Below are 25,899 nucleotides of genomic sequence, written 5' to 3' on the forward strand. Positions count from 1 at the left end.
CGGAATTTCAGCTAATCAACTAATTGTGCAGGTCACTGGTTCTAAAGATAAGTAAGGGAGACGGTAATGGAAAACTATCTTGGATTGTTGATACTCGGTTTTGGCGGGCATGCACGTAGTGTTGCCGATGTGGCTATCGCCGGGGGGATAGGCCAGCTCTGTTTTATTGATGAGTATGCTCGGCCCAATGAGTGCTTTGCAGGTTTTGAAGTTTTGACCGATTGGCCCGGTGAATTACCTGACGGCTGGGCTGTCATGCCGGCAAGTGGGGATAACAGTAAAAGACAGGCGTTGTGCCAGTGGAGTATCGAGCGTGGCTGGCCGCTGGCGACCCTGGTCGCGCCGACGGCTACTATCGGGTTTGGCGCGGTATTGGGAGCGGGGTGTTTTGTTGCCCAACATGCGCATGTCGGACCGAGGTCTCATCTGGGACAGGGATGTATCGTCAATACGGGTGCGGTTATTGACCACGAGGTGGCAGTGGGGGAGTACTCCCATGTCTCTATTGGCGCATGCGTTGCGGGTCGTGGCCAGGTAGGGCGCCGGTGTTTCCTGGGCGCGGGGTCGACGGTGATCGATGGTTTGAATATTGCCAATGGCGTGACCTTGGGGGCCGGGGCCTGCGCCACGAAGTCTCTTGAAGTTGCAGGTGTATACGTCGGGGTACCGGCCCGCCTGATAAGTAGGAAATAAAGAACATGAAAATTCTTCATTTCTTCAAGACCTATTACCCCGTGAGTCTCGGCGGCGGTATCGAGCAATTTATTTTCCAGCTCTCCGAAGGCGGATTTGCACACGGGGTGAATGCCGAAACCTTATATTTGAGCCCACAGGGCCCCGCGCGTTGTTTAGCAGTCGGTCGACATTACTCTCATGCTTCACGACTCGACTTGCAGGTTGCCTCCACCGGTTTTTCGCTTTCGGCTTTTAAGGATTTCTCCGAATTGGCCCGTGAAGCCGACATTGTCCATTATCATTTTCCATGGCCTTTCGCCGATGTGGTGCATTTCGCTACCTGTCTGCGCAAGCCGACCGTTGTCAGTTACCATTCGGATATCGTCAGGCAGAAATTTCTGTTGGGTCTATATAGGCCGTTGATGCACAGGTTCCTGGGCAGCGTGGATCGTATCGTCGTCAGTTCACCCAACTACCTTGAAAGCAGTCCGGTGCTGGCCAGATATCGGGACAAGTTGTCAGTTATTCCTATCGGACTTGATAAAGACACCTATCCCCAGGTTCCCCCCGAAAAGCTGGCGTTCTGGCGGTCGGTCATGGGGGAACGCTTTTTTCTGTTTGTCGGGAGGCTCTGTTATTACAAAGGGCTCGATTATTTGCTGGAGGCGGCGGCAAAGATTACTTACCCCATCGCCATCGTCGGGGTTGGCAACCTGGAGGCCAGCTTGAAAGCCAAGGCCGAGCGTTTGGGGCTGACTCATGTGCATTTTCTGGGCGGGCTTGCGGATGTCGATAAAGCCGCGTTGTTGCAACTGTGCTACAGCATGGTTTTCCCTTCCCATTTACGCTCGGAAGCGTTCGGGATCGCCCTGCTGGAGGCGGCGATGTTCGGTAAGGCAATGATTTCCTGCGAGATCGGTACGGGCACTAGTTATATCAATATCGCTGGTGAGACAGGCCTTGTTGTACCGCCGGCAGATCCCGCGGCACTGGCCTGTGCCATGACCCGTCTCTGGGGCAATGCGCCAAGAACTCAAGAGATGGGCGCTCGGGCGCAGTTGCGCTTCGAGCAGTTGTTCACCGCCAAGGAAATGGTTCGCGGATATGTCGGTGTCTATCAAAAAGTCCTCTCCAACGGGCGGATGTCCGCATTGCGCGCGCATCGCGCCTGATTTCTCCTCTGCTGCCTGTCAATGTCCGAATATGTCGCAGCGTCGCAAGCACAAGCGTTCGCCCACTCGTTAAGCTTCGCAACGGATAATTCTTCCCTGGCCGTGGTCTGTAAAATCGGCGGCGGCCGCCGAAGAGGCTAGTCTTCGAACGTGAATGTGACCCCTGGGTCGCGACCAGCTTCATCAACCTGTCACTCTGCGCTGCCCCGATATACCCTACGGAGTGATACAGGCCCTTTTTTTCGGGGAAAACGCGCGACGCTTCTCTCTTAACAAGCCCTAGCGGAGTACCACAGATGGCGTTCTTCACCGCAGCCAGCAAAGCCGACTTCCAGCAGCAACTGCAAGCGGCACTGGCCCAGCACATCAGCGAACAGGCACTGGCCCAAGTGGCGTTGTTTTCTGAACAGTTCTTCGGCATCATTTCCCTGGACGAGTTGACCCAGCGTCGACTTTCCGATCTTGCCGGCTGTACCTTGTCGGCCTGGCGCCTGTTGGAGCGCTTCGATCACGCCCAGCCACAAGTCAGGGTCTACAACCCCGATTACGAACGCCATGGCTGGCAGTCGACCCACACCGCCGTCGAAGTCCTGCACCACGACCTGCCATTTCTGGTGGATTCGGTGCGTACAGAACTCAATCGCCGCGGCTACAGCATCCATACCCTGCAAACCACCGTGCTCAGTGTTCGCCGTGGCGGCAAGGGCGAATTACTGGAAATCCTGCCAAAAGGCACCCAGGGCGAGGGGGTTTTCCACGAATCGCTGATGTACCTGGAGATCGACCGCTGCGCCAATGCCGCTGAGCTGAGCGTGCTGTCAAAGGAACTGGAACAGGTTCTGGCGGAAGTCCGGGTCGCGGTCGCTGACTTCGAGCCGATGAAGGCCAAGGTCCAGCAGTTGATCGACGGTATCGAGAACAGTCAGTTCGCTATTGCCGCCGATGAAAAGAGCGAGATCAAGAGTTTCCTGGAATGGCTGGTGGGCAACCATTTCACCTTCCTCGGCTACGAAGAATTCGTGGTCCGTGACGGCCAGAACGGTGGTCACATCGAGTATGACCAGAGCTCCTTTCTCGGCCTGACCAAACTACTGCGCGCCGGCCTCACCGCCGACGATCTGCACATCGAAGACTATGCCGTGAATTACCTGGCCGAACCGACTCCGCTGTCGTTCGCCAAGGCTGCGCACCCGAGTCGCGTTCATCGTCCGGCCTACCCGGATTTCGTTTCCGTGCGAGTGATCGATGGCGCCGGCAAGGTGCTCAAGGAATGCCGTTTCATGGGCCTCTACACCTCCTCGGTGTACGGCGAGAGCGTGCGGGTGATTCCGTACATCCGCCGCAAGGTCGAGGAAATCGAGCGCCGCTCCGGCTTCCATTCCAAGGCCCACTTGGGTAAGGAACTGGCTCAGGTGCTCGAAGTGCTGCCGCGCGATGACCTGTTCCAGACCCCGGTGGATGAGTTGTTCTGCACCGTGATGTCCATCGTGCAGATTCAGGAACGCAACAAGATCCGGGTTTTCCTGCGCAAGGACCCGTATGGCCGTTTCTGCTACTGCCTGGCCTATGTGCCACGTGATGTCTATTCCACCGAAGTGCGCCAAAAGATCCAGCAAGTGCTGATGGATCGCCTGAAAGCCACTGACTGCGAGTTCTGGACCTTCTTCTCCGAGTCCGTGCTGGCCCGTGTGCAACTGATTTTGCGGGTCGATCCGAAGAATCGCCTGGACATCGATCCGATCCTGCTGGAAAAAGAAGTGGTCCAGGCCTGCCGCAGCTGGCAGGACGACTACGCCAGCCTGGTGGTCGAGAGCTTCGGCGAAGCCCACGGCACCAGCGTGTTGTCGGACTTCCCGAAAGGCTTTCCCGCCGGTTACCGCGAGCGTTTCGCCGCGCACTCCGCCGTGGTCGACATGCAGCACCTGCTGAGCCTGACCGAGGCCAATCCGCTGGTGATGAGTTTCTACCAGCCACTGGGGCAGGTTTCCGGCCAGCGGGAGCTGCATTGCAAGCTCTACCATGCCGATACTCCGTTGGCACTGTCCGACGTCCTGCCCATTCTGGAAAACCTCGGTTTGCGTGTACTGGGCGAGTTCCCGTATCGCTTGCGCCACAGCAACGGTCGCGAGTTCTGGATCCATGACTTCGCCTTTACCGCCGCCGAAGGCCTGGACCTGGATATCCAGCAACTGAACGACACCCTGCAGGATGCTTTCGTCCACATCGTTCGTGGCGATGCCGAGAACGATGCGTTCAACCGCCTGGTACTTACCGCAGGTCTGCCGTGGCGCGACGTGGCGCTGCTGCGTGCCTACGCCCGTTACCTGAAGCAGATTCGTCTGGGTTTCGATTTGGGTTACATCGCCAGCACCCTGAACAACCACACCGATATCGCCCGCGAGCTGACGCGCCTGTTCAAAACCCGCTTCTACCTGGCCCGCAAGCTGAGCGCCGATGACCTCGACGACAAGCAACTGCGCCTCGAACAGGCAATCCTGACGGCCCTGGACGATGTCCAGGTGCTGAACGAAGACCGCATCCTGCGTCGTTACCTTGACCTGATCAAGGCGACCCTGCGGACCAACTTCTATCAGGCCGATGCCAATGGCCAGAACAAATCGTACTTCAGCTTCAAGTTCAACCCACACGCGATTCCCGAGTTGCCCAAGCCGGTGCCGAAGTTTGAAATCTTCGTCTATTCGCCACGGGTCGAAGGTGTACACCTGCGCTTCGGTAACGTCGCTCGTGGTGGCCTGCGCTGGTCGGACCGCGAGGAGGACTTCCGTACCGAAGTCCTGGGCCTGGTAAAAGCCCAGCAAGTGAAGAACTCGGTCATCGTGCCGGTGGGCGCCAAAGGCGGCTTCCTGCCGCGTCGCCTGCCCCTGGGCGGCAGCCGTGACGAGATCGCGGCCGAAGGGATCGCCTGCTACCGCATCTTCATCTGCGGCCTGTTGGACATCACCGACAATCTCAAGGACGGCGCCCTGGTGCCGCCTGCCAACGTCGTGCGCCATGACGACGATGATCCGTACCTGGTGGTGGCGGCGGACAAGGGCACCGCAACCTTCTCCGATATCGCCAACGGCATTGCCATCGACTACGGTTTCTGGCTCGGCGACGCCTTCGCTTCCGGCGGCTCGGCCGGTTATGACCACAAGAAGATGGGTATCACCGCCAAGGGCGCGTGGGTGGGCGTACAGCGTCACTTCCGCGAGCGCGGTATCAATGTCCAGGAAGACAGTGTCACTGTGGTCGGTGTCGGCGACATGGCCGGCGACGTGTTCGGCAACGGCCTGTTGATGTCCGACAAGCTCAAGTTGGTCGCGGCCTTCAACCACCTGCACATCTTCATCGACCCGAATCCAGATCCGGCAACCAGCTTCGCCGAGCGCCAGCGCCTGTTCGATCTGCCGCGTTCGGCCTGGTCCGACTACGACACCCGTATCATGTCCGAAGGCGGCGGTATCTTCTCGCGTAGCGCGAAGAGCATTGCGATCTCCGCGCAGATGAAAGAGCGCTTCGACATCAGCGCGGATAAACTGACCCCAACCGAACTGTTGAATGCGTTACTCAAGGCACCGGTGGACCTGTTGTGGAATGGCGGTATTGGCACCTACGTCAAAGCCAGCAGCGAAAGCCATGCCGATGTCGGCGACAAGGCCAATGACGCACTGCGCGTGAACGGTAACGAATTGCGTTGCAAGGTGGTGGGCGAGGGCGGCAACCTGGGCATGACCCAGCTCGGTCGCGTCGAGTTCGGCCTCAATGGTGGCGGCTCCAACACCGACTTCATCGACAACGCCGGTGGCGTGGACTGTTCCGACCACGAAGTGAATATCAAGATCCTGCTCAACGAAGTGGTGCAGGCTGGCGATATGACCGAGAAGCAGCGCAACCAGTTGCTCGGCAGCATGACCAATGAAGTCGGCAGCCTGGTGCTCGGCAATAACTACAAGCAGACCCAGGCCCTGTCCCTGGCCGCCCGTCGTGCCTACGAGCGGATCGCCGAATACAAGCGCCTGATGAGCGATCTGGAAGGTCGTGGCAAGCTGGACCGTGCCATCGAGTTTCTGCCCTCGGAAGAGCAACTGGCCGAGCGTATTGCCGCCAGCCAGGGGCTGACCCGTGCCGAGTTGTCGGTGTTGATCTCCTACAGCAAGATCGACCTCAAGGCGGCGTTGCTCGACTCCAAGGTACCGGACGACGAGTACCTGACCCGCGACATGGAAACTGCGTTCCCGCCGACGCTGGTGAGCAAGTTCGCCGACGCGATGCGTCGCCACCGCCTCAAGCGTGAAATCGTCAGCACCCAGATCGCCAACGACCTGGTCAACCACATGGGCATCACCTTCGTGCAGCGTCTGAAGGAGTCCACCGGCATGAGCCCGGCAAATGTCGCCGGCGCCTATGTCATCGTGCGTGACATCTTCCACCTTCCGCACTGGTTCCGTCAGATCGAGGCGTTGGACTACAAAGTGTCGGCCGAGACCCAGCTGGAGTTGATGGATGAATTGATGCGCCTGGGTCGTCGCGCCACGCGCTGGTTCCTACGCAGCCGTCGCAACGAACAAGATGCTGCCCGTGACGTGGCGCACTTCGGGCCGCACCTGGCAGCCTTGGGCCTCAAACTCGACGAACTGCTGGAAGGGCCGACCCGGGAAGTCTGGCAGATCCGCTACCAGGCCTATGTCCAGGCCGGTGTACCGGAACTGCTGGCGCGTATGGTGGCCGGCACCACGCACCTGTACACCCTGTTGCCGATCATCGAGGCCGCCGATGTCACCGGTCACGACGCCGCCGAAGTGGCCAAGGCCTACTTCGCGGTGGGCAGTGCCCTGGATCTGACTTGGTATTCCCAGCAGATCAGCGACCTGCGTGTCGGCAACAACTGGCAGGCCCAGGCTCGCGAAGCGTTCCGCGACGATGTCGATTGGCAGCAGCGGGCGATCACCATCTCGGTGCTGAAGCTGGCCGATGCGCCTGAGGACATGGAAGCCCGCGTGGCCCTGTGGCTGGAGCAGAACGCGAGCATGGCTGATCGTTGGCGTGCCATGCTGGTGGAAATCCGTGCCGCCAGCGGCACCGACTACGCCATGTACGCGGTCGCCAACCGTGAGTTGATGGACCTGGCATTGAGCGGTTCACCAACGCTTTGATCGCCTGAAGCAGTCACCGAAAACCCCGACGCGTGAGCGTCGGGGTTTTTTGTTGGAGTTTTTATAAAGGCGGCTGCGATCAGCCAAAGACTCGTTCACCGATTGAACTGTTAGAGGGCGTTAATAGATATATTATCAGTGGGTAATATAGATAAAAAAATAGGCTAAGCGATTGGTTATTTGAACTTTTTATCGAGTGATTGAAGATTAGTATAAGAGGGTGGGATTATTTAAGGTATTTCGGATATGGTTGTTTATGCTCTTGAAACATCGGATGTCGCTGCACCCCTTGGAAGGGAGGAGTATCATACGCTGGTGGCAAGTCGACTGCCGGATTGGTTGAAGGCCGCGCCCTTCGCTTCCCGTAGCGCCTATGTGGCCAACATGCGTCGCCATCAGGCGAATAAAACCCGTCTGGCCGATTATCTACAGGGTTTGCGAAACCCCGAGGCTTTTGCCGCGCCACTGTTGCAGCAAGCCCTGGACGATGAGTTCGGGACAGGGTTGGATGTGCATCAGGACCAGCTCAGGCACGTTCATATACTGGCGGCAGAAACACTCTCCACACCCTATCAGCAAAAGCTTACACAACAGTCGCTATTACAAGCTGCCTTACAGAACTTCGAGGAAAGCGAAACCACTTATTTTGGTTTCGATCGAGGCTCGCAGATACTTCGCAAGAGTCCGGCTGTCTTGAAGAAAGCGTTTACGCCCCAGCTATTTGCCAAGTTATGCCGAGATTTGGATCTGGGCGGGAAATATAAAGAGCATATTGAGTCTTTTCTGTTGCGTAAGAGCGCCTCCGGGCAACGCGACGATGAATTTCGTCGATTGTGCGTGGCCAAGGAAATCTCCGAGCTGGCGCTGCAGGCCGATATCGCGGTGATGAAAGGGCATATCGACGGCTCGGCCTATCGGATGCTCAAGCAGTGGGTCGGCGGCGACTCCAGCCCTCTCTGGAGCCAGCATGCCGTACAGTTTCATGAGATAAAGATGCTCGATGTGCGTATTCCCGACAGCGGTTATCGGGGGGCTTTGCTCAAGGGCGCATTGCTGATCCGTTTTGACGTCGCCAACGCCCGTGAGCCTTGCCCTTGTGTGGTATACCTGTCCGGCGATACCGAACAGGCGCTCAAGCAATATTCAAGCCTGGCGGCGTTCGAGGACGACCTCAGAGGCAGGCTGGGTGATCAGGGTTATCAACACGGCTTTCGGCGCTACCTCCATCTGCGAACTCAGCCGGTGTTTTTCACCACCCTGAACGAACGCCTGAATCGCTGGAATCCCGAGGTACGTCGGCGTGTGCCCGATGAGCAGGCGCGCTTGCAGCTCCAGCTCGCCCCGATAACGGGAGATCCCTTTTTCGAGCTCTATGTGCAGCACACCGACAAACTGCTTGATGATGCCCGGATATTGGCGGTGTCGACGAATGCGGAGGACAAGAAGACCCGTAGCGCTCGTTGGCATTCCTTTCTGGATTGGGGTGTCAGCTTGCTGTTTTTTGTACCGGGCCTTGGTGAAACGATGTTAGCGGTGGTGGCTGCCCAGTTGTTGGTCCAGCTCTACGACGGGATCGAGGATTGGCAACACGACGAAAAGAAGCAGGCGGTACTGACCTTTCTTAGCGTGGTATTGAATCTGGAGCTTGGAGCCTTCCTCCAGGTTCTGGCCCGTGACGCCGAAGCGGCTGTTTTTGTTGACACACTCAAGCAGGTCAAACTGTCGGACGAAGGAACCCGGTTATGGAAAGCCGACCTGGCGCCCTATCGACATACACCGGTCTTGCCCGAAGGGCTCGAGCCCGACGGCTCAGGACTACGCGTGCACAACTCCAGTAGCTACCTGGCACTGGACGGGAACTACTACCAGCTTCGGCCCACTCGCGTCAGCCATGAGTATCGTGCCGAGCATCCCAACCGGCCAACCTATTCGCCACTGTTCAGTCATAACGGCTCAGGCGCCTGGACGCATGAGCTGGAAGAGCCGTTGCAGTGGGACGCGTTCAAGCTGTTCCAACGCCTGGGACCGGATCTGGCGGATTTTTCCCCGGAGCAGGCGGATCGAATCATGACCATCAGCGGCGTGGAGGCCGATCAGTTGCGCCCGGTCTACCTGGACCAGATGAGCCGGCCCGCGCTGCTGAGCGATACGGTTGAGCGCTTCAGGGTCGATGAAGATATCCAACGATTTATCCAGACCGGTACCACCAATGGTGGCATTGTCGATTGGCGTATGCAGGAACAACTGCTCGAGACCTTGTGGCCACCCACCAAGGTATTGCAATTCGTCAATGGGGAAGGGCAGGTGTTGAAGGAATACGGCCCGGCAAATAAGGCGCTGTTGCCCGTGGTGACCGTCACCGAAGCGCAGATACACGAGGCCGAACTGCTGAACGTGGTGTTGCGCGGACTTGACCAGAACGAGGTCGATACGTTGCTCGGTCGTCAGGCAGGCGAGGCACGGTTGACCCCTGCCGAGCAACTGACGGCTCTGAACAAGCGACTTGCCACCGAGGCGCAGAACCAACGCAGTGCATTGTTCGAGGCCTATTACGAGTTTCGTAGCCGCTCCCGAAATGCCTTTGTCGCCTTGTTCAAACGCGATTTCCCCAGCTTGCCGACGGCGATCGCCGATGAATTGGCCCATGCGGCCGAGGGGTATGAGATCGAGGTGCTGAAAAGCGGGAAGGTGCCGTTGCGGCTGGCGGAAGAAAGTCGCTGGTATCTGCAGCAGGTGCGTATCGCTCGGGCCTATGAAGGTTTTTTTATCGAGTCATCGGTCAGCCTGGATGCCGATCGGTTGTTCTTGCATTCACTGGAAAACCTGCCGGGCTGGTCGAAAACCTTGCGTATCGAGCTGTACGAGCCTGCCGAGTTGGCACCGAGCGGGCGACGCCTGGTCGACAGCCTGGGCCCACGCTCCTCCGAGGCTCCTCTGGAGTTGGTACGTCAGTCGAGGGGCTATGAGATCGAGGGACAAAAGCTGCCCGGTAACCTCCAGATGAAGTTATTGCATGCACTGCCGGAAAATCAGCTCAAGGCTCTGGGGTTCTCGCGCACAACTCGCCCGGAATTGCTCAAGCAGGCGGTAGTGAGCCACCTGATGCTACCGCGCGCGCGCTCGCTCGTTGCTCGGCATGCAACCCATCAAGCCTGGATTCAGGTCGCCCTTGCGCTTGAGCGATGGGCGGATCGGCTACCCGCTCGGTGGGCAGCAGAGTGCGCAAGCGGTATCGCCGAGTCAGTTGCAACTGTTGGTCGACAAGCTTTATCCCGGTAAGGACCTGGAGGTTGTTCGCCTGTTCCTGTCGGCTGAGGGGCAAGATGACAAAGCGTTCCTGAAAGCACTCAATAAGCAGTATGGCGAATACCATCGGTTGAAACTGACGCTGGAGCACTGGCGCATTGACAATGAGTATGAGCATGGCGGTGGGGGTGTGGGAGGGTGGCTGGTCAATAAGGCGTCCAAGTCACGGGTAGTGGATCGTATTAAAAGGTGCTGGCGTCGAGAGTCGCGTCCTCTGCTTGATGACAGTGGCCAGCCGGTGGGGCATGAGTTGGATCTTTCGGGGGAGCGCCTGCTGAAGTTGCCCGAACTGAAAGAGGGTAGTTTCGATCATGTAATTTCATTGAAGCTGACCTTGGTCGGACTTCGGGAACGGGAGGATCTCGATGCCTTTCTCAAAGGCTTTCCAGGGCTACGTGAGTTGCGCATCACGGGCGGGCGGCTGACACGGTTGCCATCAAGCATTAGCGGGATGAGCGAACTGCTCAAGTTGCAGCTCAATGACAATCGGATTGTCTGGACCCAGGTGCTGGGGCAGCGATTGCGTGGTCTGAGGCGCCTCAGGCAATTGAATCTGGACGGCAACCCGCTGGGAGTGTTCAGTGTCGCGGGAATGCCCAGGCTGCAGGCGCTGCAACTGCAGCGCACCGGATTGTCCATCTGGCCGGGTGGGGTGCTGGAGTTGCTCGATCTGGCGCTGCTGGACCTACAGGGCAATCGATTGACCTCCATCCCCTGGAGCTTCTACAGCCTGAGCAGTCGCAGGATGAGAACGGTGCTGCTTTACGGCAATCCGTTCGATGTGGCGACGCGATATGCGATTTCCCAGTTTATTGATCGACCCTCTATACGTTTCACCCTGCCGGAGGACGCGGGCATCATCGAGCAAGAAGTGCCGAGGTTGACGCCTGTCGTGGAAAACTGGCTGGACAGCAGTTTCACGGTGGCAGAGCAGGAGCGCAAAAGAGCGCAGTGGGACCTGATTGCCCATGAGCCAGAGAGCGAAACTTTTTTGGATGCGATTGCCGCGCTACGTTACTCGGCCGACTATCGCGGCGAATACCGAAGTCAGTTGATGCGGCGTGTCTGGCGAATGATCGAGGCGGCGACTGCCGACACCCAATTGCGTCAGGCCTTGTTCGATTGGACGAGCGACCTGGAAACCTGCACCGACGGTTTTACCGAGGTGTTCAGCCGGTTGGGCGGTGAAGTGCTGCTCTATGAGGCGCGGCAACTTGAGGGCGATGCCAGGGAGGCAGCGTACCTGAAGTTGGCTCTGGGGCGCTCGCGCTTGGCGCGGCTGAATGATATCTGCAAAGTCGAAACCGCCCACCAGGATATTCTCAGGGCCTCCCGCATTGAGGATGCCAGGGCGCAGGCAATCGCTGCGGCGCGCGCGCGCGATCGGAGTGAGACCGACATTGAGGAGGCCGGGCGTGTAGCGGCCGAGATCGCCGATGCGCGTTGGCCGCATGTCGATGAAGTCGAGATCTACCTGGCTTACCGCGTCGATCTCGCCGAGCGCCTGGCACTACCCTGGCAACCGCTGTCGATGCTGTATCGGGGGGCCAGCAATGTCACTCAGGATATGACCCAGGAAGCGGGCGACCAAATCCTGGCGGTCGAGAGTGTACCTGGCAAACAGGTCGAGCTACTGCTGGAGCAACCGCTCTGGAAAGATTACCTGAAAACCCTGCCCGAGACGGAAGGCTATGAACTCGTGGCACAGGAGCAGTTGCAAATCCTCGAAGAGCTGCGCGAGGCCCTGGAGCAATTGGCACGGCAGCCGCAAGCCTCACCACGGGATATCGCCAATTGGACCGAGACGGTGCGGCAGGGAGCCAGTACCTTGGGGATCGCCGAGGCGGCTATTCCCATAGGCCAGAACATGAGCGATACCGTCTATGAGCAGGCGCTCGAAGTGATCGATCGTGAGCGCAAAGCCGAGGAGGTGCGGATCACCCAACGAGCGCTGGACAGGGCACAGGCACCCGACAGCTCGGACCTGTGACCTGCAGCCTTGAAAACAGCCTTCGCGATGCCGGATGGGCGGGCTGCTGTGTCGCGCTGTTCAGATACCGATATTGCCCAGGGTCTGCACGATATTGCGCAAGGTGCCGGCAATGGCGGGGTGTTCGAGTTCGAAGCGCTCGACCGCCAGGTTGACGCCGTCGGCCAGACTGCTGTCCTGGGTTGCGGTTTCCAGTTCCAACTGCAATTCGATCTGTCGCATCAGCTCCCGCAGATTGGCGCGCTCGGCTCTGGACAGCGGTGGATTCTGTTTAAGTTGCTCGCGCAAGGTATTGAGTTGTTTTTGCAGTTCGCGGGCAGGCATGGTGGTTTCCTTCTCTAGATAGTCTCTGGCATAGACCTTCATGCAATGATAAAGGTCTATGCCTACCTTTTAGAGTAATCCACACTGGCGATCCGCGCCCGATCGAGCAGCCTGCACCGTCAGTTCGTTGCTCAGGGCTTCTCGCCCTTGAGCCGGCGCAGAGCAATATCGTCCAGGCAGCTCGCCAGTTCCCCCAAGTGATCGATCACCGAGTGCGCGCCGAGGCTGAACAGCTCCACGGTGGCCTTGGCGCGCTTTTTTTCCTGCTCTTTTTTTGACAGCGCCTGCCATTCCCTGGATGACAGGCCGCACAAGGGGCCGCAGGAGGCCAGACCGATGGTCCACAGGCCTGCATTCAAGCCCGCTTGCAGCAGGCGAGGTTCGCCGCTGATCAACACACAACCCTCCAGTTGTTCCACGCCGAGCGCCATCAGCGCATGCCAGCAGGCATTGGGTGCCGGCCACTGTGCGCAGTGGGCGGGGGTGAGAGAGGGTTTGATCCAACCGGGTAGGGGAGCGGCGAGCGGTAGGCTCAGTGTGTGGGGCAATTCATCCAGCCAGGCGCACGGCACACCGCGTTGTTGTAGTCCTTGGAGAATGTCCAGTGCGCCCGGCGTGGTGTGGTGGTGTTCGTCCGAATCCAGATGTCGGCGAGCGCGGGCACCGAAATCCACCAGGCAACCGGACAAGCCTAAAAGCAGGGCGGTGGGCGCGGGTAGAGGTGCGACGGCGAGTAATGGCATGGCAACGTCCCTGATGATGACTGCGTAGAATAAGGCGCCGCCATGACAATTGGATGACCAGGCGTCCTTGGTCTAACCTGTAATTCTTTGTAGGACTTGTCCGGGTCACACTGCCTAAATCCAAGTATTCGCTTTATACTGCGCCTTATTAATCAGGGCATAGCGCCTCGTATCCCGTCTCATCCAAGGAGTTCCTCTCTATGTGCTGGATCGATCGTCTAGCTCAGTTGTCGTTGTGTGCCGGCGTTGCGCTGGCGCCATTTGCCGCGCAGGCGGCGGACGAAGATCCGTGGGAAAGCCTCAACCGGCCGATCTTCAAATTCAACGATACACTGGACACCTACGCCCTGAAACCCTTGGCCCAAGGCTATCAGGCGGTCACTCCGCAGTTCCTAGAGAACGGTATTCACAACATCTACCGTAACTTCGGCGACGTTGGCAACCTGGTCAACGACGTACTGCAGCTCAAACCACGGGCTGCCGGTATCGATACCGCGCGCTTGCTGCTGAACACCACCCTCGGCGTGGCGGGTTTCTTTGATGTCGGCACCAAGATGGGGCTGCAGCGCAACGACGAAGACTTTGGTCAGACCCTCGGTCACTGGGGCGTTGGCAGCGGTCCCTACGTAGTTATCCCGTTCTTCGGCCCGAGCACCCTGCGTGACGCGCCTTCCAGGTTTGCCGACAGCTACACCAAGCCTTATCGCTACATGGACGACATGTCAGCGCGCAACATCACCTTCGGCGTGGATATCATCGACACCCGTGCGAGCCTGTTGTCCAGCGAGAAGCTGATCAGCGGCGACAAGTACATCTTTATCCGCAACGCTTACCTGCAGAACCGCGAATTCAAGGTCAAGGACGGCAAAGTGGAGGACGACTTCTAGCGATTTCGTTGTGGTTTTCGAACTTTTTATAACTCCCGGTGATTTGAGGTGTAAAGACCTCAAGCCACTGTCGGCATGAGCTTGAAACGCCCGGCGGATGGGAGTACCGTCTGCGCCTTAGAAGGGCACCTCTGATCGCTATGCACCGGACTTGATCGTCCGTCGCGTTCGAAACAGAGGGGCCAGAGCGAATCCAGTAGTGCGCGTCGGGCTAAAAGCCTCGCCGGCTACGCCAACCTAATCCTGGCGCCGTTTGCCCACATGCAAAAAACCAGTGCCACGCTGCTGATAATTGATGACGACGAAGTAGTGCGCGCAAGCCTTGCGGCCTATTTGGAAGACAGCGGATTCAGCGTCCTGCAAGCCAGTAACGGCCAGCAGGGACTTCAGGTATTCGAGCAAACAAGGCCTGATTTGGTGATCTGCGACCTGCGCATGCCCCAGATGGGCGGCCTTGAGCTTATTCGCCAGGTGACCGACCTTTCCCCGCAGACGCCGGTGATCGTGGTATCGGGCGCGGGCGTTATGAACGATGCCGTCGAAGCGTTGCGCCTGGGCGCGGCGGACTACCTGATCAAGCCCCTCGAAGACCTCGCCGTGCTGGAGCATTCCGTGCATCGGGCGCTGGACCGTGCGCGCCTGCTGCTGGAGAACCAGCGCTACCGTGAGAAGCTTGAAACCGCCAACCGCGAACTCGAAGCCAGCCTCCATCTGTTGCAGGAGGATCAGAACGCCGGTCGCCAGGTACAGATGAACATGCTGCCGGTCAGTCCCTGGAGCATCGACAACTTCCGCTTCGCTCACCAAATCATCCCGTCCCTGTATTTGTCCGGCGATTTCGTTGACTACTTCCGAGTCGATGAGCGACGTGTGGCGTTCTATCTGGCGGATGTCTCGGGCCATGGCGCATCGTCGGCTTTTGTCACCGTGCTGTTGAAGTTCATGACCACGCGACTACTGTTCGAGTCCAAGCGCAACGGCACCTTGCCAGAGTTCACCCCCTCGCAGGTGCTGGGTCATATCAACCGTGGCCTGATCAACTGCAAGCTGGGCAAGCATGTGACCATGGTCGGTGGCGTGATCGATGAAGAAACCGGGTTGTTGACCTACAGCATCGGTGGCCATTTGCCGCTGCCGGTCTTGTACACCCCGGACAGCGCGCATTATCTGGAAGGCCGTGGTCTGCCGGTGGGCTTATTCAACGAAGCCACCTATGAAGACCACATTCTGAAACTGCCACAGACATTTAGTCTTACACTCATGTCTGATGGCATTTTGGATCTTTTGCAACAAGATACACTCAAAGAGAAAGAGGCTGCCTTGCCTCAATTGGTGAGAACAGCTGGAGGCAGCCTGGATGGCTTGCGCCAGGTTTTTGGATTGGCCACGCTTGGGGATATGCCGGATGATATCGCCTTGTTAGTGTTGAGCAGGAATCTTTGATGAGTACCGGTAGAATCCAGTTCGCTGAGCAGGATGGCACCTTCGTTCTGAAGTTCGTTGGTGAAGTTCGCCTGACTCTGTGTTCAGCGTTGGATGCCACGATCGAGAAGATCTTCACGGCGCTGAATTTCACGGCGATCGTGATCGACCTGACCGAAACCCGCAGCATCGACAGCACCACCCTGGGCTTGCTGGCCAAGCTCTCGATCCTGTCGCGGCAGAAAGTAGGCTTGTTGCCGACCGTGGTAACCGTCCACGACGACATCACCCGTTTGCTGCAGTCCATGGGTTTCGATCAAGTATTCAACATCGTCAATCGCCCGGTCCCGTGTCCGGAATGCCTGACCGATCTGCCTTCGCAGGACCAGTCAGAAGAGGTGGTGCGGGTCAAAGTGCTGGAAGCGCACAAGATCCTCATGGGCTTGAACGACTCCAACCGCGAAGCGTTTCACGACCTGGTGAACGCGCTGGAGCGTAGTTGAGCAACTGAAGGCTTGAGCGCAAAAAGGGTGACATTTACCTTGATATTGCTTTCTTTACGCCTTCGAAAACCCTCAGCCCTTGTCGACGCTGGCTAGCCCGCGAAGCACGATAACGCGCCCTCGGATTAGTGCCCCTCCAACAGCTCCCCGGCCTGATCCAGCAACGCCAACGGATCCTTCGTCTTGTGAATATCCACCGACAGCAGTTGCCGAAACCGTCGCGCCCCAGCAAACCCCGTGGCCAGTCCCAACACATGGCGGGTCACGTGATGCATCGCCCCGCCATCGGCTATATGCCCGGCCACATATGGTCGCAACCTTGCCAACGCCTGAGCCCGGGAAATCACCGGCGCATCACTGCCAAACAACTGCTGATCCACCTGCGCCAGCAGATATGGATTGTGATACGCCTCGCGCCCCAGCATGACCCCGTCAAACGTCTGCAAATGCTCATGACACTGCGCCAGCGTCTTGATTCCGCCATTGAGGATAATCTCCAACTCTGGGAAATCCTGTTTCAGCCGTGCGGCCACGTCGTACCGCAGCGGTGGAATATCCCGGTTCTCCTTGGGTGACAGTCCTTCCAGGATCGCGATCCGTGCATGCACGGTAAAACTGCGGCAACCGGCATCCCGGACCTTGCCGACGAAATCGCAGAGCTGCGCATAACTGTCACGACCATTGATCCCGATACGATGCTTGACCGTCACCGGAATCGACACCGCATCGCACATTGCCTTCACACAATCGGCCACCCGTTCCGGGTGCCCCATCAGGCAGGCGCCGATCATATTGTTCTGCACCCGATCGCTGGGACAGCCGACATTGAGGTTCACCTCGTCATAACTGGCGTCCTGGGCCATGCGGGCGCAAGCGGCCAGATCAGCCGGTACACTACCGCCCAGTTGCAGCGCCAGCGGGTGCTCGGAGGCGTGGTAGCGCAGGAAACGCTGGTGATCACCCTGGAGAATGGCGCCAGTGGTGACCATTTCGGTGTAGAGCAGAGTGTGCTTGGAGAGCAGGCGCAGGAAGAAGCGGCAGTGTCTATCTGTCCAATCCATCATCGGGGCAACAGAAAACCTCCTAAGTGCCGTAGTTGCTAGTTCAGCTAGGTTTTCTGTGGGTTTTGTCCGCATTCTTGAGTCTCTTATTTACCGCTATTGGCTACCATTTTTGCTTATTGTTGATATGGTGTTGTTGAAATTCAGCAAGAGCCATTAGGAATTCAGCAAAATGGGATCTATCACCGTCCGCAAGCGCAAAGACGGGTCTGTCGCCTATAACGCATAGATTCACATCATGCAAAAGGGCGCGATAGTCTATCAGGAAAGCCAGACCCTCGCCCGAAAACAGGCAACGCGAGCGGGGAGGCCTCCACGTGAGACTTAATTGGATTCGCCTTTACGCTGCAAACGATAAGACGCCACAGTACCCTGACGCCCGTTTGAATTGCCTTTCATCGCTAGCAGCACTGCCAGTGATGAACAGATTAGCTTGCGGTCAGGTCTTCGTTCGATTCAACTCTTCGGCGCTTCGGAGCAACTTGATCGGCGATCCGTTGCTGTCGACCAGTCGTTTCGACTCGCGTCAATCCCAGCGCTTGACGACCCGCCGATGACAATCGACCGAGGTCAACACCTTGCCCGCCTTGGAACGTACGGCGATGGTTTCTACCGGCTCCGACAATTCATTGTCGAGCAGCACCGAGTAGCTCTCCCCTGTGTTGAACAAGTAGCGCTCCCCCCACTGGCGCATGCTGACGATGATGGGAAACACCGTGCGCCCCATATCAGTCAGCACATATTCTTTGTAGGCACTGCCGTCGGATGCCGGTTGGATGTTGAATACGCCCAACTCGACGAGCATTTTGAGCTTGACCGTGAGGATGTTCTTGGCAAGACCAAGACGTTTCTGAAATTCACTGAAGCGGCGAACGTCGTCGAACGCATCGCGGATGATCATTAATACCCAGCGATCTCCGATTGCTTCGAGCGTGCGGGCGACCGGGCATTCGCTCTGCGCCAGTAATTGCTGTCTGGCCATGGGTCTCCTGGAGGCGGGTCAGTAGGAAGGGGGGAAAAGTTCAAACGTCAGACGAAAATGTTTTACCAATATGGTTGCATTTAACAACCTCATTTGATAAAAATCAACGCATCGGTTTCCTTTAGAAACCACATATTCCAAGGATGGAGTGATGCTGTTCAAGTCTCATGCCCCGGTAAAGATGGACATCGAAGCCGAAAAATTCAGCGGTGGGCACACGCAAGCCCCTCCAACCCGGGACACCTCCCAGCTCAGTCGCTATCAGACTTTTCTTTTTGCAATTATCTGCGCCATGGCGGTCGCAAACGTCTACTTCGCCCAGCCTTTGCTGGAATCGATGGCTGCCAGCCTGGCAGTTTCGCCGGGCACGATTGGTGTCGTAGTGACCGTGACACAAGCCGGTTATGCCGTCGGATTGTTGTTCATCGTTCCGCTGGGTGATTTGCTCAATCGCAAGAAACTTATCCTTACACAAATGCTGCTGTCGGCTCTGGCCCTGTGCGCAGTTGGCCTGTCGCAGGATTGGGGCATGTTGCTCGGCGCGATGGTGCTGGTGGGCCTGATGGCGGTCGTGGTGCAAGTGGTGGTTGCCTACGTCGCTTCGCTGGCGAGTCCCGAGCAGCGTGGCGAAGCCGTCGGCACCGTGACCAGTGGCGTGGTGCTGGGAATTCTGCTGGCCCGCTTCGTCTCCGGTGCAGTGGCTGATCTGGCCGGCTGGCGCGGCGTTTATTTTGTCTCGGCCGCCCTGATGATCGGCATGGCACTGGTGCTGATGCGCACCATGCCTGCCTCCACCACGCCACCGGCGAAAGGCGGCTACTGGCAATTACTGCGATCGGTGTTCCAGTTGTACCTGACCGAACGCACATTGCGTGTCCGGGGCACCTTCGCCCTGTTGATCTTCGCCGCGTTCAGTGTGTTGTGGACGTCGATGGTACTGCCGCTCAGCGCGCCACCGTTGTCGCTGTCACACACCCAGATTGGTTTGTTCGGACTCGCCGGTGTGGCCGGTGCGCTGGCAGCGGCACGGGCTGGACGGCTCGCCGACCAAGGGCGAGGCAATCGCACCACGGGCGTCGCGTTAGCACTGTTGACCTTGTCCTGGCTGCCTACGGCGTTCGTTGAACACTCATTGTTCGCCATGGTGGTGGGTGTGGTGTTACTGGATTTCGCCGTGCAAGCCGTCCATGTCACCAATCAGAGCCTGATCTTTGCCGCACGACCCGATGCACAAAGCCGACTGGTGGGCGCCTACATGTGTTTCTATTCGGTGGGCAGTGGTCTGGGCGCAATAGCCGCTACTTATACTTATGCACACTTTGGCTGGGTCGTCGTTTGTATATTGGGTGCCGCCATCAGCGCAATCGCCCTGATGTACTGGATCTACCTGGGACTGACTTCCAAATAACTTTCCAGCATCAACAAACTTCTCGCGATCGTAAGTTAACGGTTGGCGTGAAACAGTGGGGCTGCCACACACACTTTAATATCAGCCGAGGTCAGTATGGCGTTGCACACACTCACTATTGCGTCGCATCAACTTGAGTTTCAATTACCGGTCAACTCGCCTATTACCGATATCGAGTGGGAAGCTGGTGGCAAGAATGTGATTCCGTTGGGGTGCCGCGTCGGGGCCTGCGGCGCATGTCTGATCAAAGTCAAATCTGGTCTCGATGCGTTAAGCCCTCGGGACGGCGATGAGGAAGCGTTTATCGAAGTGCTGGGCTACACCGGAGAAGAATACCGTCTGGCGTGCCAGTGCCTGATAAGAGGTGAATTAGCTATTGACGTCATTGGCTGATAGCTGCAGTTGAAGTCGGTTCATTAATTAACGCGTTAAAAAAACCAAAACAGAGGCTTGATTATGCTTAACCGTGTGAAGAATGTTGGCTATGGTGATCGCACTCCTTTTCTCAATGCTGGCGCGTCGTTAAATCTGCGTGGGGAAATTGACCGGATTATCGATACACAAGTCGAGCAATGGTACGCAACCGTGCCTCAAGCCGCTCACCTGGAAGGCAAAGACGTCAACAGCGCGTACTACAAACGTCACCTGGTCGAAACCGCATGGCGCATCCGTCTGCTGCGCGTGGCTGAAGCAAAAGCCCTGGTCGATGTGGCCAAGGTCAGCCCGGAAGCTGCACAGATCTGGGCCCACTACGAACAGGAAGAAATGCTCCACGACGACCTGTTCATTCAGGATCTGGAACGTGTCGGCGTAAGTCGCGAAGAGTTCCTGGCCACCGAACCGTACCTGTCCACCAAGTTGCTGGCGGGCTTCTTCTCCTACCTGCTGGACCACGAAGGCCCACTGGGCGTCGTTGCCTATTCCTACCTGGTCGAGTATGTGAACGTGAAGCTCGAACCACGCAAGCTCGAAGCCCTCAAGGCGTCGGTTGGCGAGAAAAACATCATCGGTCAGGTTTCCCACTCTCACACCGATATCAACGACGACCATCCGGGTGAAGTCTGGGCCGCTCTGCGCTTCCTGATTAAAGGTGAGCAGGACATCGAAGCCCTGAAACGCTACCTGACCGAGCATCAGAAAATTCTCGCCATGTACTTCAGCGAGCTGTACATCGACACCCTGGCCAAGCCGCAAGACAAGGCAGCTTAAGCCATGGAGCAGGCAATGAATTCAAATCGAGCCGGCGTTTTGATCCTGAGCCACTGCGGCTTTTCTTTCCTGGAGGACTTGAAGGAGGAGCTGCATCGCCGCCAGCTCCGGTGTTTCGTACTGACTTCATTGCCGCTTCCTGAACACGTACCGGCCCGCCTGGAACAGATTCAGGGCTGGGCGGACCGGCTCTGCACCGCAGACTCTCACCAGTTGAGACTGGAAGAGGTGAACAACACACTCCAGACGCTGCGCAGGTCCGGCGAGCAAGTCACCTGCTGCATCAGTGTGTGGGAAGGTTATCGACACCTGATGGCCGCAGCCAACGCTGCGCTTGGAACGTATGACATTGATGCCCGACAGGCACTGGCATTGCGCAACAAGCTTGAGGTGCGCAACCAACTGGCCGAGGCAGGATTATCGCAAGCCAATGCTTATGCATTGACTGCACCGGTACTGGAAACACTGCAAGCGCGGAACCAGCGCTACTTCATCAAACCGATCCACGGGATCGCTTCGTATGCGGCGTTTCCGATGCGCAAGGACACCACCTGGGAGGCGCTTGAGGAACTGCGCAAGGCTTCGGTCGAGGACACGGTGTATGCCTCGGCCTTCAACGACGGCTTGCAGTTCATGGCGGAGGATTACATCGCCGGTCAGGAATTCAGTTTCGAGATGCTGTTGGTCGATGGTCAGGCGCATGTCGTGGCCGTCCATGAAAAATACGAAGTGACCGAGACCGCTGACACGGTACTGGAAGACAGCTGCACCACGCCGCCGGCAAGCCTTGATCAGGCGCAGATTGCGGCGGGCTTGCAGTGGCTGAAGAACGTGCTGGACTGCATGGATCTCAAGTGGGGCTGCTACCACGTTGAAGCGCGTTTCACCGGGCAACACTGGGACCTGATCGAGATCAATCCGCGCGTTGGCGGCAGCTTGATTTCCCACAGTGTCCAGGCAGTCACCGGCGGCCACAGCGTGCTCTCGCTGTGGCTGGATCTGCTTCTGGCCAGTCAGGACGACGCCCTGCCCCGCGAAGCGCTTGTGCAACGCCTGACCCAATTTGGCTGGCAGGCGGACGGCAGCAGCGCACAGACCACAGCGACTTTCTTCCGGGTTTATTTCGCCAAACCGGGAACACTGAGTTCAATCACCCTCAACGACCTGCCCTTGGCGCCGGTGGTGAAACACATCCTGCTCAAAGCAGGCGATGTGATTCCCGCGCATGCCCGCGAAGTGTTTTTGGGCCAGTTGCTGTGGACGTTCGACCGAGACCGTCAGGCAACGGAACTTGAGCGCCTGGCGCGTCTTTGCGCCACGGCGCTGGACATCCAGTACGACGTTGAAAGCCATTGAAATCCCGCTGAGCAAGCACCTGGAACAGCAATGCTGTCCACGAGCAATTCCATGCATTTGAGGATGACGAACATGCCGCTGCGTGCGCCTGTATTGTTAATAGTGGACTACAACCTGAGCCGGATCGGCGATGTTCTGCACATGCGCAACTATGCGCGCCAGCAATGGGGCGCCGAGACCTGGCTGGTCCGGGACAATCCTCAGGATCATGACCTGCAGATCAGTGATCGGGTCATCGATGCCGACCCGCTGGACTCGGATTTCGTCCGCCATGCGCTGCGTCAGTTGGGCGAGGACGCGGACAGAATCAGTGCCGGAATGGTGTTTTCCGACAACGCGGTCGCCAGCGGTGCGGCCCTGCTCGAACAACTCGGCCTGCCGGTGGACGACGCCGAGCTGGCGCTGGGCGCCTTTGACAAACTGGCCTACCGCATCGCCGAGCGTCGCGATCGTCCCCTGCTTGAGCCGCTGGGGGTCATGCTGCCGGACTTCCAGCAGATCGGATGCATCAACGATGTGCGCAATTTCGCCCTGCGCCAGGAACGCGGCTTCGTCATCAAACCTGCGTGTGAAGGCAACAATCGCGGGGTGGTGATGGTCGCACCGGGGGGCGATTGCGAGCAGGCTTTTGCCGAAGTGGCGCCCTACCTGGAGGGCGGTGTATTGGCAGAAGCGTTCATCACCTTCACCCGCGAATACTCCTATGACGGCTTGGGCGATCTGTGGTTTATCACGGAAAAAGTCAGCGCCACCGGACGTTATCCCGTGGAAGTAGCGCAGATCCTGCCCGCCCGCCTCAGCCAGCCAGAGCGTCAGGCGATTTATCAGACCGGCGAGCAGGTCAATCGTCTGGTCGGCCAGCGAATCGGTCCGTTTCACAACGAGATCAAACTCAGCGATGCCGCTTACCAAACGGCCGTGATCGAGCCTAACCGTCGCCCCGGCGGCATGAAAATCTGGACGCTGGCGCACGCGGTACATGGAGTCGATCTGTATGCGGCGTGGGTCGATTCGGTGTTCTCCGCGTCGGTGCCGCAGGAACTGCCACCGGCAACCTGCAGCGCCGCCACGGTGATGTTCGGCGTACCCGAGGACATGACGCTCGACGCGATCGAACTGGGCGAAATCCGCACCATGGTTGATGACACGCTGACGTTGGCCGCGCAGACCATCGACTTGGCCAAGGACGATATCGTGTTGCTCGAATGCGCCTGGATCATCGGCCAGTCACGGCTGATCCATGCAACCCCCAGAGACAACAGCGACTTCGTGGCCCATGCCTGCGTCGCGTTGCATGACGCGCGCATCGACATCTGCGATCTGGTGACGGTGTTGCGTGAACAGTGGCTCACGGTACTGAACCGTCACCTGTCCGCTGCGCAATTGTTCAAGGTCGCGTCCTGACTTCTCTCTAATATGCTTTGAGATCCCCGGCATGAAAATCCTGATTCTTTACCGTGTTCCGTATCCGCGTATCGAATACCACCGCGGGATTGACCATGACTTGCACGATGTCACGTACATCGGCAAACAATCGGCGATCGATACGCTCCCCGCCGACCTGCGCTGCCACAGCGTGGTGCGAGTCGGGCTGAACAGCGCCTTCGATGAAACGCTGGCGTGGCTGGCTGAAAGTCCACAAACCTTTGATCGCGTCATTTCGATGTCCGAGTACGAATTGCTCGACGCGGCGCGTCTGCGCAAAGTGCTGAATATCGAAGGTGCGTCGTTGCAGTCGGTGACCCTGGCGCGCAACAAGCTGGAGATGAAAGCAGCGGTTCAAGCCCGGCATCTGCGTGTACCGCGCTTCATGTCGCTGGAGCGCTATCTGGCGCTGCAAGGCCATGCGCCGTGGACTGGCGCAACCGTGGTGAAACCTCACAGCGGCGCGTCGAGCATGGACGTCAGCATTCATCAGCAACCGGCTCGCGCCTTCGATGAGATCAGGCACAAGATCAGTGGTCTTGCGCTGCGCGTTGATGAGTTTCAGGTCGAAGAGTACATCAGCGGCCCGATCCGCCATTTCGACGGTCTGGTATTGAACGGTCGGGTCATCACCCTGATGTCCAGCGAATACGTGGGCACCTGCCTGGATTACATGGAGCGCGGTCAACCGCTCGGTTCGTGGCACATCGAAACCACGGCGTCGATGCATGAGTGGGTCAGCGCGGCGCTGCAAGCGGTGCAGATTCACAATGGCGCGTTTCATCTCGAAGCGATCATGGCGGACGACGAGCCGGTGTTCCTCGAGGTCGGTAACCGAGTCGGTGGCGCGGATGTGGTCGCGACCTATGAGCTCGCCACGGGCATCCACTTGCCGTCGCTGGAATTACGCATTCACGTAGACGGCGAACTGGACCTTTCGGCCTTCAGTTGCCAGCAGAGCGACTTGGGTTTCGGCTGGTTTGTGTTCCCGGGGCACACCCATCCGGAGCGGATCTACCAGGGCCTGGACGGCGCCGAAGAGCTGCGCGCGAGTGCGCACGTCGTGCAATGGAATGAACTGTCAGTGGGCGCGCTGTTGCCGGAGCACGTGACGTATTCGGCGTTCGAAGCGCCATTGGCCGGCATCGTCAAAAGCGCGGAACCCCAGCAGACCCGGGCATGGATGCAATCGTTGTTTTCACGTGTGCGCCTGGCGCACAACCTGACCTCTGTAGCGTGACACCGACCTCCTTCATCAAGGCAAATAATCCATGAAACCACTGCACGTAGTGTTGGCTGTATTGATAACGGCAATCTGGGGTGTGAATTTCTCGGTGATCAAACTGGGACTGGCCACCGTCGATCCGTTCATCCTGGCGGGTATTCGCTTCAGTCTCTGTGCGTTACCGGCGATTTTCTTCATCCGTAAACCCGACGTGCCGTGGCGCTACATCATCGGCTATGGTCTGGTGTTCGGCATCGGTCTGTGGGGCGTGGTCAATCTGGGTATCAAGGCCGGGCTGTCGGCGGGCATCGCGTCGCTGGTGCTGCAGTTCAGCGCGTTCTTCACCATCCTGCTCGGCGGTTGGGTGTTCAAGGAAGCGCTGACCCGCTTTCAGGTGCTGGGCATGTTGATCGCCCTCGCGGGGCTGGTGTGCATCATCAAGATCAGTGACGGTTCGGTGAGCCTGACCGGCGTGTTGCTGGTGTTGGTGGGCGCGGCGTCTTGGAGCGTTGCCAACATCATCAACAAGAAGGCCAGCACCAAGGATGTCTTCGGCTTTCTGGTCTGGTCCAGCGCTTTTGCACCGATTCCGCTGTTCGCCCTCGATTACGCGGTGAACGGCAGCGCCGGCTACACCGCGTTTGTCAGTCAGGTGAACACGACTGCCATGTTGTCGATCCTGTTCCAGGTCTATCCCAACACGCTGTTCGCTTACTGGATCTGGAACTCGCTGCTCAAAACCTATCCGCTCTCCACAGTGGCGCCGCTGTCTCTGCTGGTGCCGATCTTCGGCATGCTCGGTTCGGTAGTGGTGTTCAACGAAAGTGTGCCGGTGAGCAAAGTACTGGCGGTGGTGCTGATCGTACTCGGCCTGGCCGTCGGCCTCTATGGTCAGCGTATTTTCAATGCTATGTTCGCGCGCCCTGCGCGCACTTCAATGTGAATCGATAGGGAGCCGGTATGAATCTGGGAAGACGTGATTTTATGGGCGCCACTGTAGGAGCGACCCTGATTGGAGGCAGCATGGTTGCAAGTGTAGTAAACGCACAGGTGGG

Annotated in this window: 19 protein-coding genes; 15 read left to right on the forward strand and 4 right to left on the reverse strand. The window is 58.1% G+C overall.

Translation table 11 applies throughout. The features are described 5' to 3' along the window. The first annotated feature begins 66 nt into the window (after positions 1 to 66). The 5 genes from BMX68_RS09070 (at position 67) to BMX68_RS09090 (ending at position 12,299) form a co-directional block, all read left to right on the forward strand. Complete coding sequence (locus tag BMX68_RS09070) at positions 67 to 693, forward strand: NeuD/PglB/VioB family sugar acetyltransferase (RefSeq protein ID WP_017133566.1); 627 nt, start codon at positions 67 to 69, stop codon at positions 691 to 693. Positions 694 to 698: 5 nt separating this feature from the next. Beyond that, positions 699 to 1,847, forward strand: a complete 1,149-nt coding sequence (locus tag BMX68_RS09075; RefSeq protein ID WP_017133565.1) for a glycosyltransferase family 4 protein — start codon at positions 699 to 701, stop codon at positions 1,845 to 1,847. A 296-nt stretch (positions 1,848 to 2,143) separates the two neighbouring features. Then, positions 2,144 to 7,003: an NAD-glutamate dehydrogenase gene (locus BMX68_RS09080; protein WP_017133564.1), complete on the forward strand. Its 4,860-nt coding sequence runs from the start codon at positions 2,144 to 2,146 to the stop codon at positions 7,001 to 7,003. A gap of 315 nt (positions 7,004 to 7,318) precedes the next feature. Beyond that, on the forward strand, positions 7,319 to 10,282 hold the full coding sequence (locus tag BMX68_RS25875) for a dermonecrotic toxin domain-containing protein (RefSeq protein ID WP_026013359.1): 2,964 nt from the start codon (positions 7,319 to 7,321) through the stop codon (positions 10,280 to 10,282). Continuing rightward, positions 10,173 to 12,299 carry an NEL-type E3 ubiquitin ligase domain-containing protein gene (locus tag BMX68_RS09090; protein ID WP_017133563.1) on the forward strand — a complete coding sequence of 709 codons (2,127 nt, stop codon included), beginning with the start codon at positions 10,173 to 10,175 and terminating at the stop codon, positions 12,297 to 12,299. Before BMX68_RS25875 ends, BMX68_RS09090 begins: the two co-directional genes overlap by 110 nt. Before the next feature lie 60 nt (positions 12,300 to 12,359). Here the strand turns inward: BMX68_RS09090 and BMX68_RS09095 are convergent, their stop codons facing one another. Next, positions 12,360 to 12,623: a DUF4404 family protein gene (locus tag BMX68_RS09095; RefSeq protein ID WP_017133562.1), complete on the reverse strand. Its 264-nt coding sequence runs from the start codon at positions 12,621 to 12,623 to the stop codon at positions 12,360 to 12,362. A 131-nt stretch (positions 12,624 to 12,754) separates the two neighbouring features. Next, a complete protein-coding gene (pcrP, locus tag BMX68_RS09100) occupies positions 12,755 to 13,366 on the reverse strand; it encodes an HAD superfamily inactivated hydrolase PcrP (protein WP_017133561.1) in 612 nt (203 codons plus the stop codon). Positions 13,367 to 13,566: 200 nt separating this feature from the next. Here pcrP and BMX68_RS09105 point away from each other — a divergent pair, with 200 nt between their 5' ends. From BMX68_RS09105 to rssC, 3 genes are all read left to right on the forward strand, one after another. Then, positions 13,567 to 14,253: an MlaA family lipoprotein gene (locus tag BMX68_RS09105; protein ID WP_017133560.1), complete on the forward strand. Its 687-nt coding sequence runs from the start codon at positions 13,567 to 13,569 to the stop codon at positions 14,251 to 14,253. Positions 14,254 to 14,514: 261 nt separating this feature from the next. Continuing rightward, on the forward strand, positions 14,515 to 15,696 hold the full coding sequence (gene rssB / locus BMX68_RS09110; protein WP_017133559.1) for a two-component system response regulator RssB: 1,182 nt from the start codon (positions 14,515 to 14,517) through the stop codon (positions 15,694 to 15,696). Then, on the forward strand, positions 15,696 to 16,178 hold the full coding sequence (gene rssC / locus BMX68_RS09115; protein ID WP_017133558.1) for an anti-sigma factor antagonist RssC: 483 nt from the start codon (positions 15,696 to 15,698) through the stop codon (positions 16,176 to 16,178). Before rssB ends, rssC begins: the two co-directional genes overlap by 1 nt. 125 nt (positions 16,179 to 16,303) lie before the next feature. On the opposite strand, the gene dusA is transcribed toward rssC, so the two are convergent. Then, the gene (dusA, locus tag BMX68_RS09120; RefSeq protein WP_026013358.1) at positions 16,304 to 17,314 is read right to left on the reverse strand and encodes a tRNA dihydrouridine(20/20a) synthase DusA; all 1,011 of its coding nucleotides are present in this window, start codon (positions 17,312 to 17,314) and stop codon (positions 16,304 to 16,306) included. Between the two features lie 451 nt (positions 17,315 to 17,765). Beyond that, entirely contained in the window at positions 17,766 to 18,221 is a 456-nt protein-coding gene (locus BMX68_RS09125) for a winged helix-turn-helix transcriptional regulator (protein ID WP_017133556.1), read from the reverse strand. Between the two features lie 151 nt (positions 18,222 to 18,372). Here BMX68_RS09125 and BMX68_RS09130 point away from each other — a divergent pair, with 151 nt between their 5' ends. The 7 genes from BMX68_RS09130 (at position 18,373) to BMX68_RS09160 (ending at position 25,787) form a co-directional block, all read left to right on the forward strand. Next, entirely contained in the window at positions 18,373 to 19,629 is a 1,257-nt protein-coding gene (locus tag BMX68_RS09130; RefSeq protein ID WP_017133555.1) for an MFS transporter, read from the forward strand. Positions 19,630 to 19,725: 96 nt separating this feature from the next. After that, a complete protein-coding gene (locus BMX68_RS09135; protein ID WP_017133554.1) occupies positions 19,726 to 20,022 on the forward strand; it encodes a 2Fe-2S iron-sulfur cluster-binding protein in 297 nt (98 codons plus the stop codon). 63 nt (positions 20,023 to 20,085) lie between these two features. Next, the gene (locus BMX68_RS09140) at positions 20,086 to 20,838 is read left to right on the forward strand and encodes a hypothetical protein (protein ID WP_017133553.1); all 753 of its coding nucleotides are present in this window, start codon (positions 20,086 to 20,088) and stop codon (positions 20,836 to 20,838) included. A 15-nt stretch (positions 20,839 to 20,853) separates the two neighbouring features. Next, a complete protein-coding gene (locus BMX68_RS09145) occupies positions 20,854 to 22,194 on the forward strand; it encodes an ATP-grasp domain-containing protein (protein WP_017133552.1) in 1,341 nt (446 codons plus the stop codon). A 72-nt stretch (positions 22,195 to 22,266) separates the two neighbouring features. Continuing rightward, entirely contained in the window at positions 22,267 to 23,598 is a 1,332-nt protein-coding gene (locus tag BMX68_RS09150; RefSeq protein ID WP_017133551.1) for an ATP-grasp domain-containing protein, read from the forward strand. Between the two features lie 31 nt (positions 23,599 to 23,629). Then, the gene (locus BMX68_RS09155; protein WP_017133550.1) at positions 23,630 to 24,859 is read left to right on the forward strand and encodes an ATP-grasp domain-containing protein; all 1,230 of its coding nucleotides are present in this window, start codon (positions 23,630 to 23,632) and stop codon (positions 24,857 to 24,859) included. Between the two features lie 31 nt (positions 24,860 to 24,890). Next, complete coding sequence (locus BMX68_RS09160; protein ID WP_017133549.1) at positions 24,891 to 25,787, forward strand: EamA family transporter; 897 nt, start codon at positions 24,891 to 24,893, stop codon at positions 25,785 to 25,787. The last annotated feature ends 112 nt before the right edge of the window (positions 25,788 to 25,899 follow it).

The organism is Pseudomonas agarici, assembly GCF_900109755.1.
GTDB lineage: Bacteria > Pseudomonadota > Gammaproteobacteria > Pseudomonadales > Pseudomonadaceae > Aquipseudomonas > Aquipseudomonas agarici.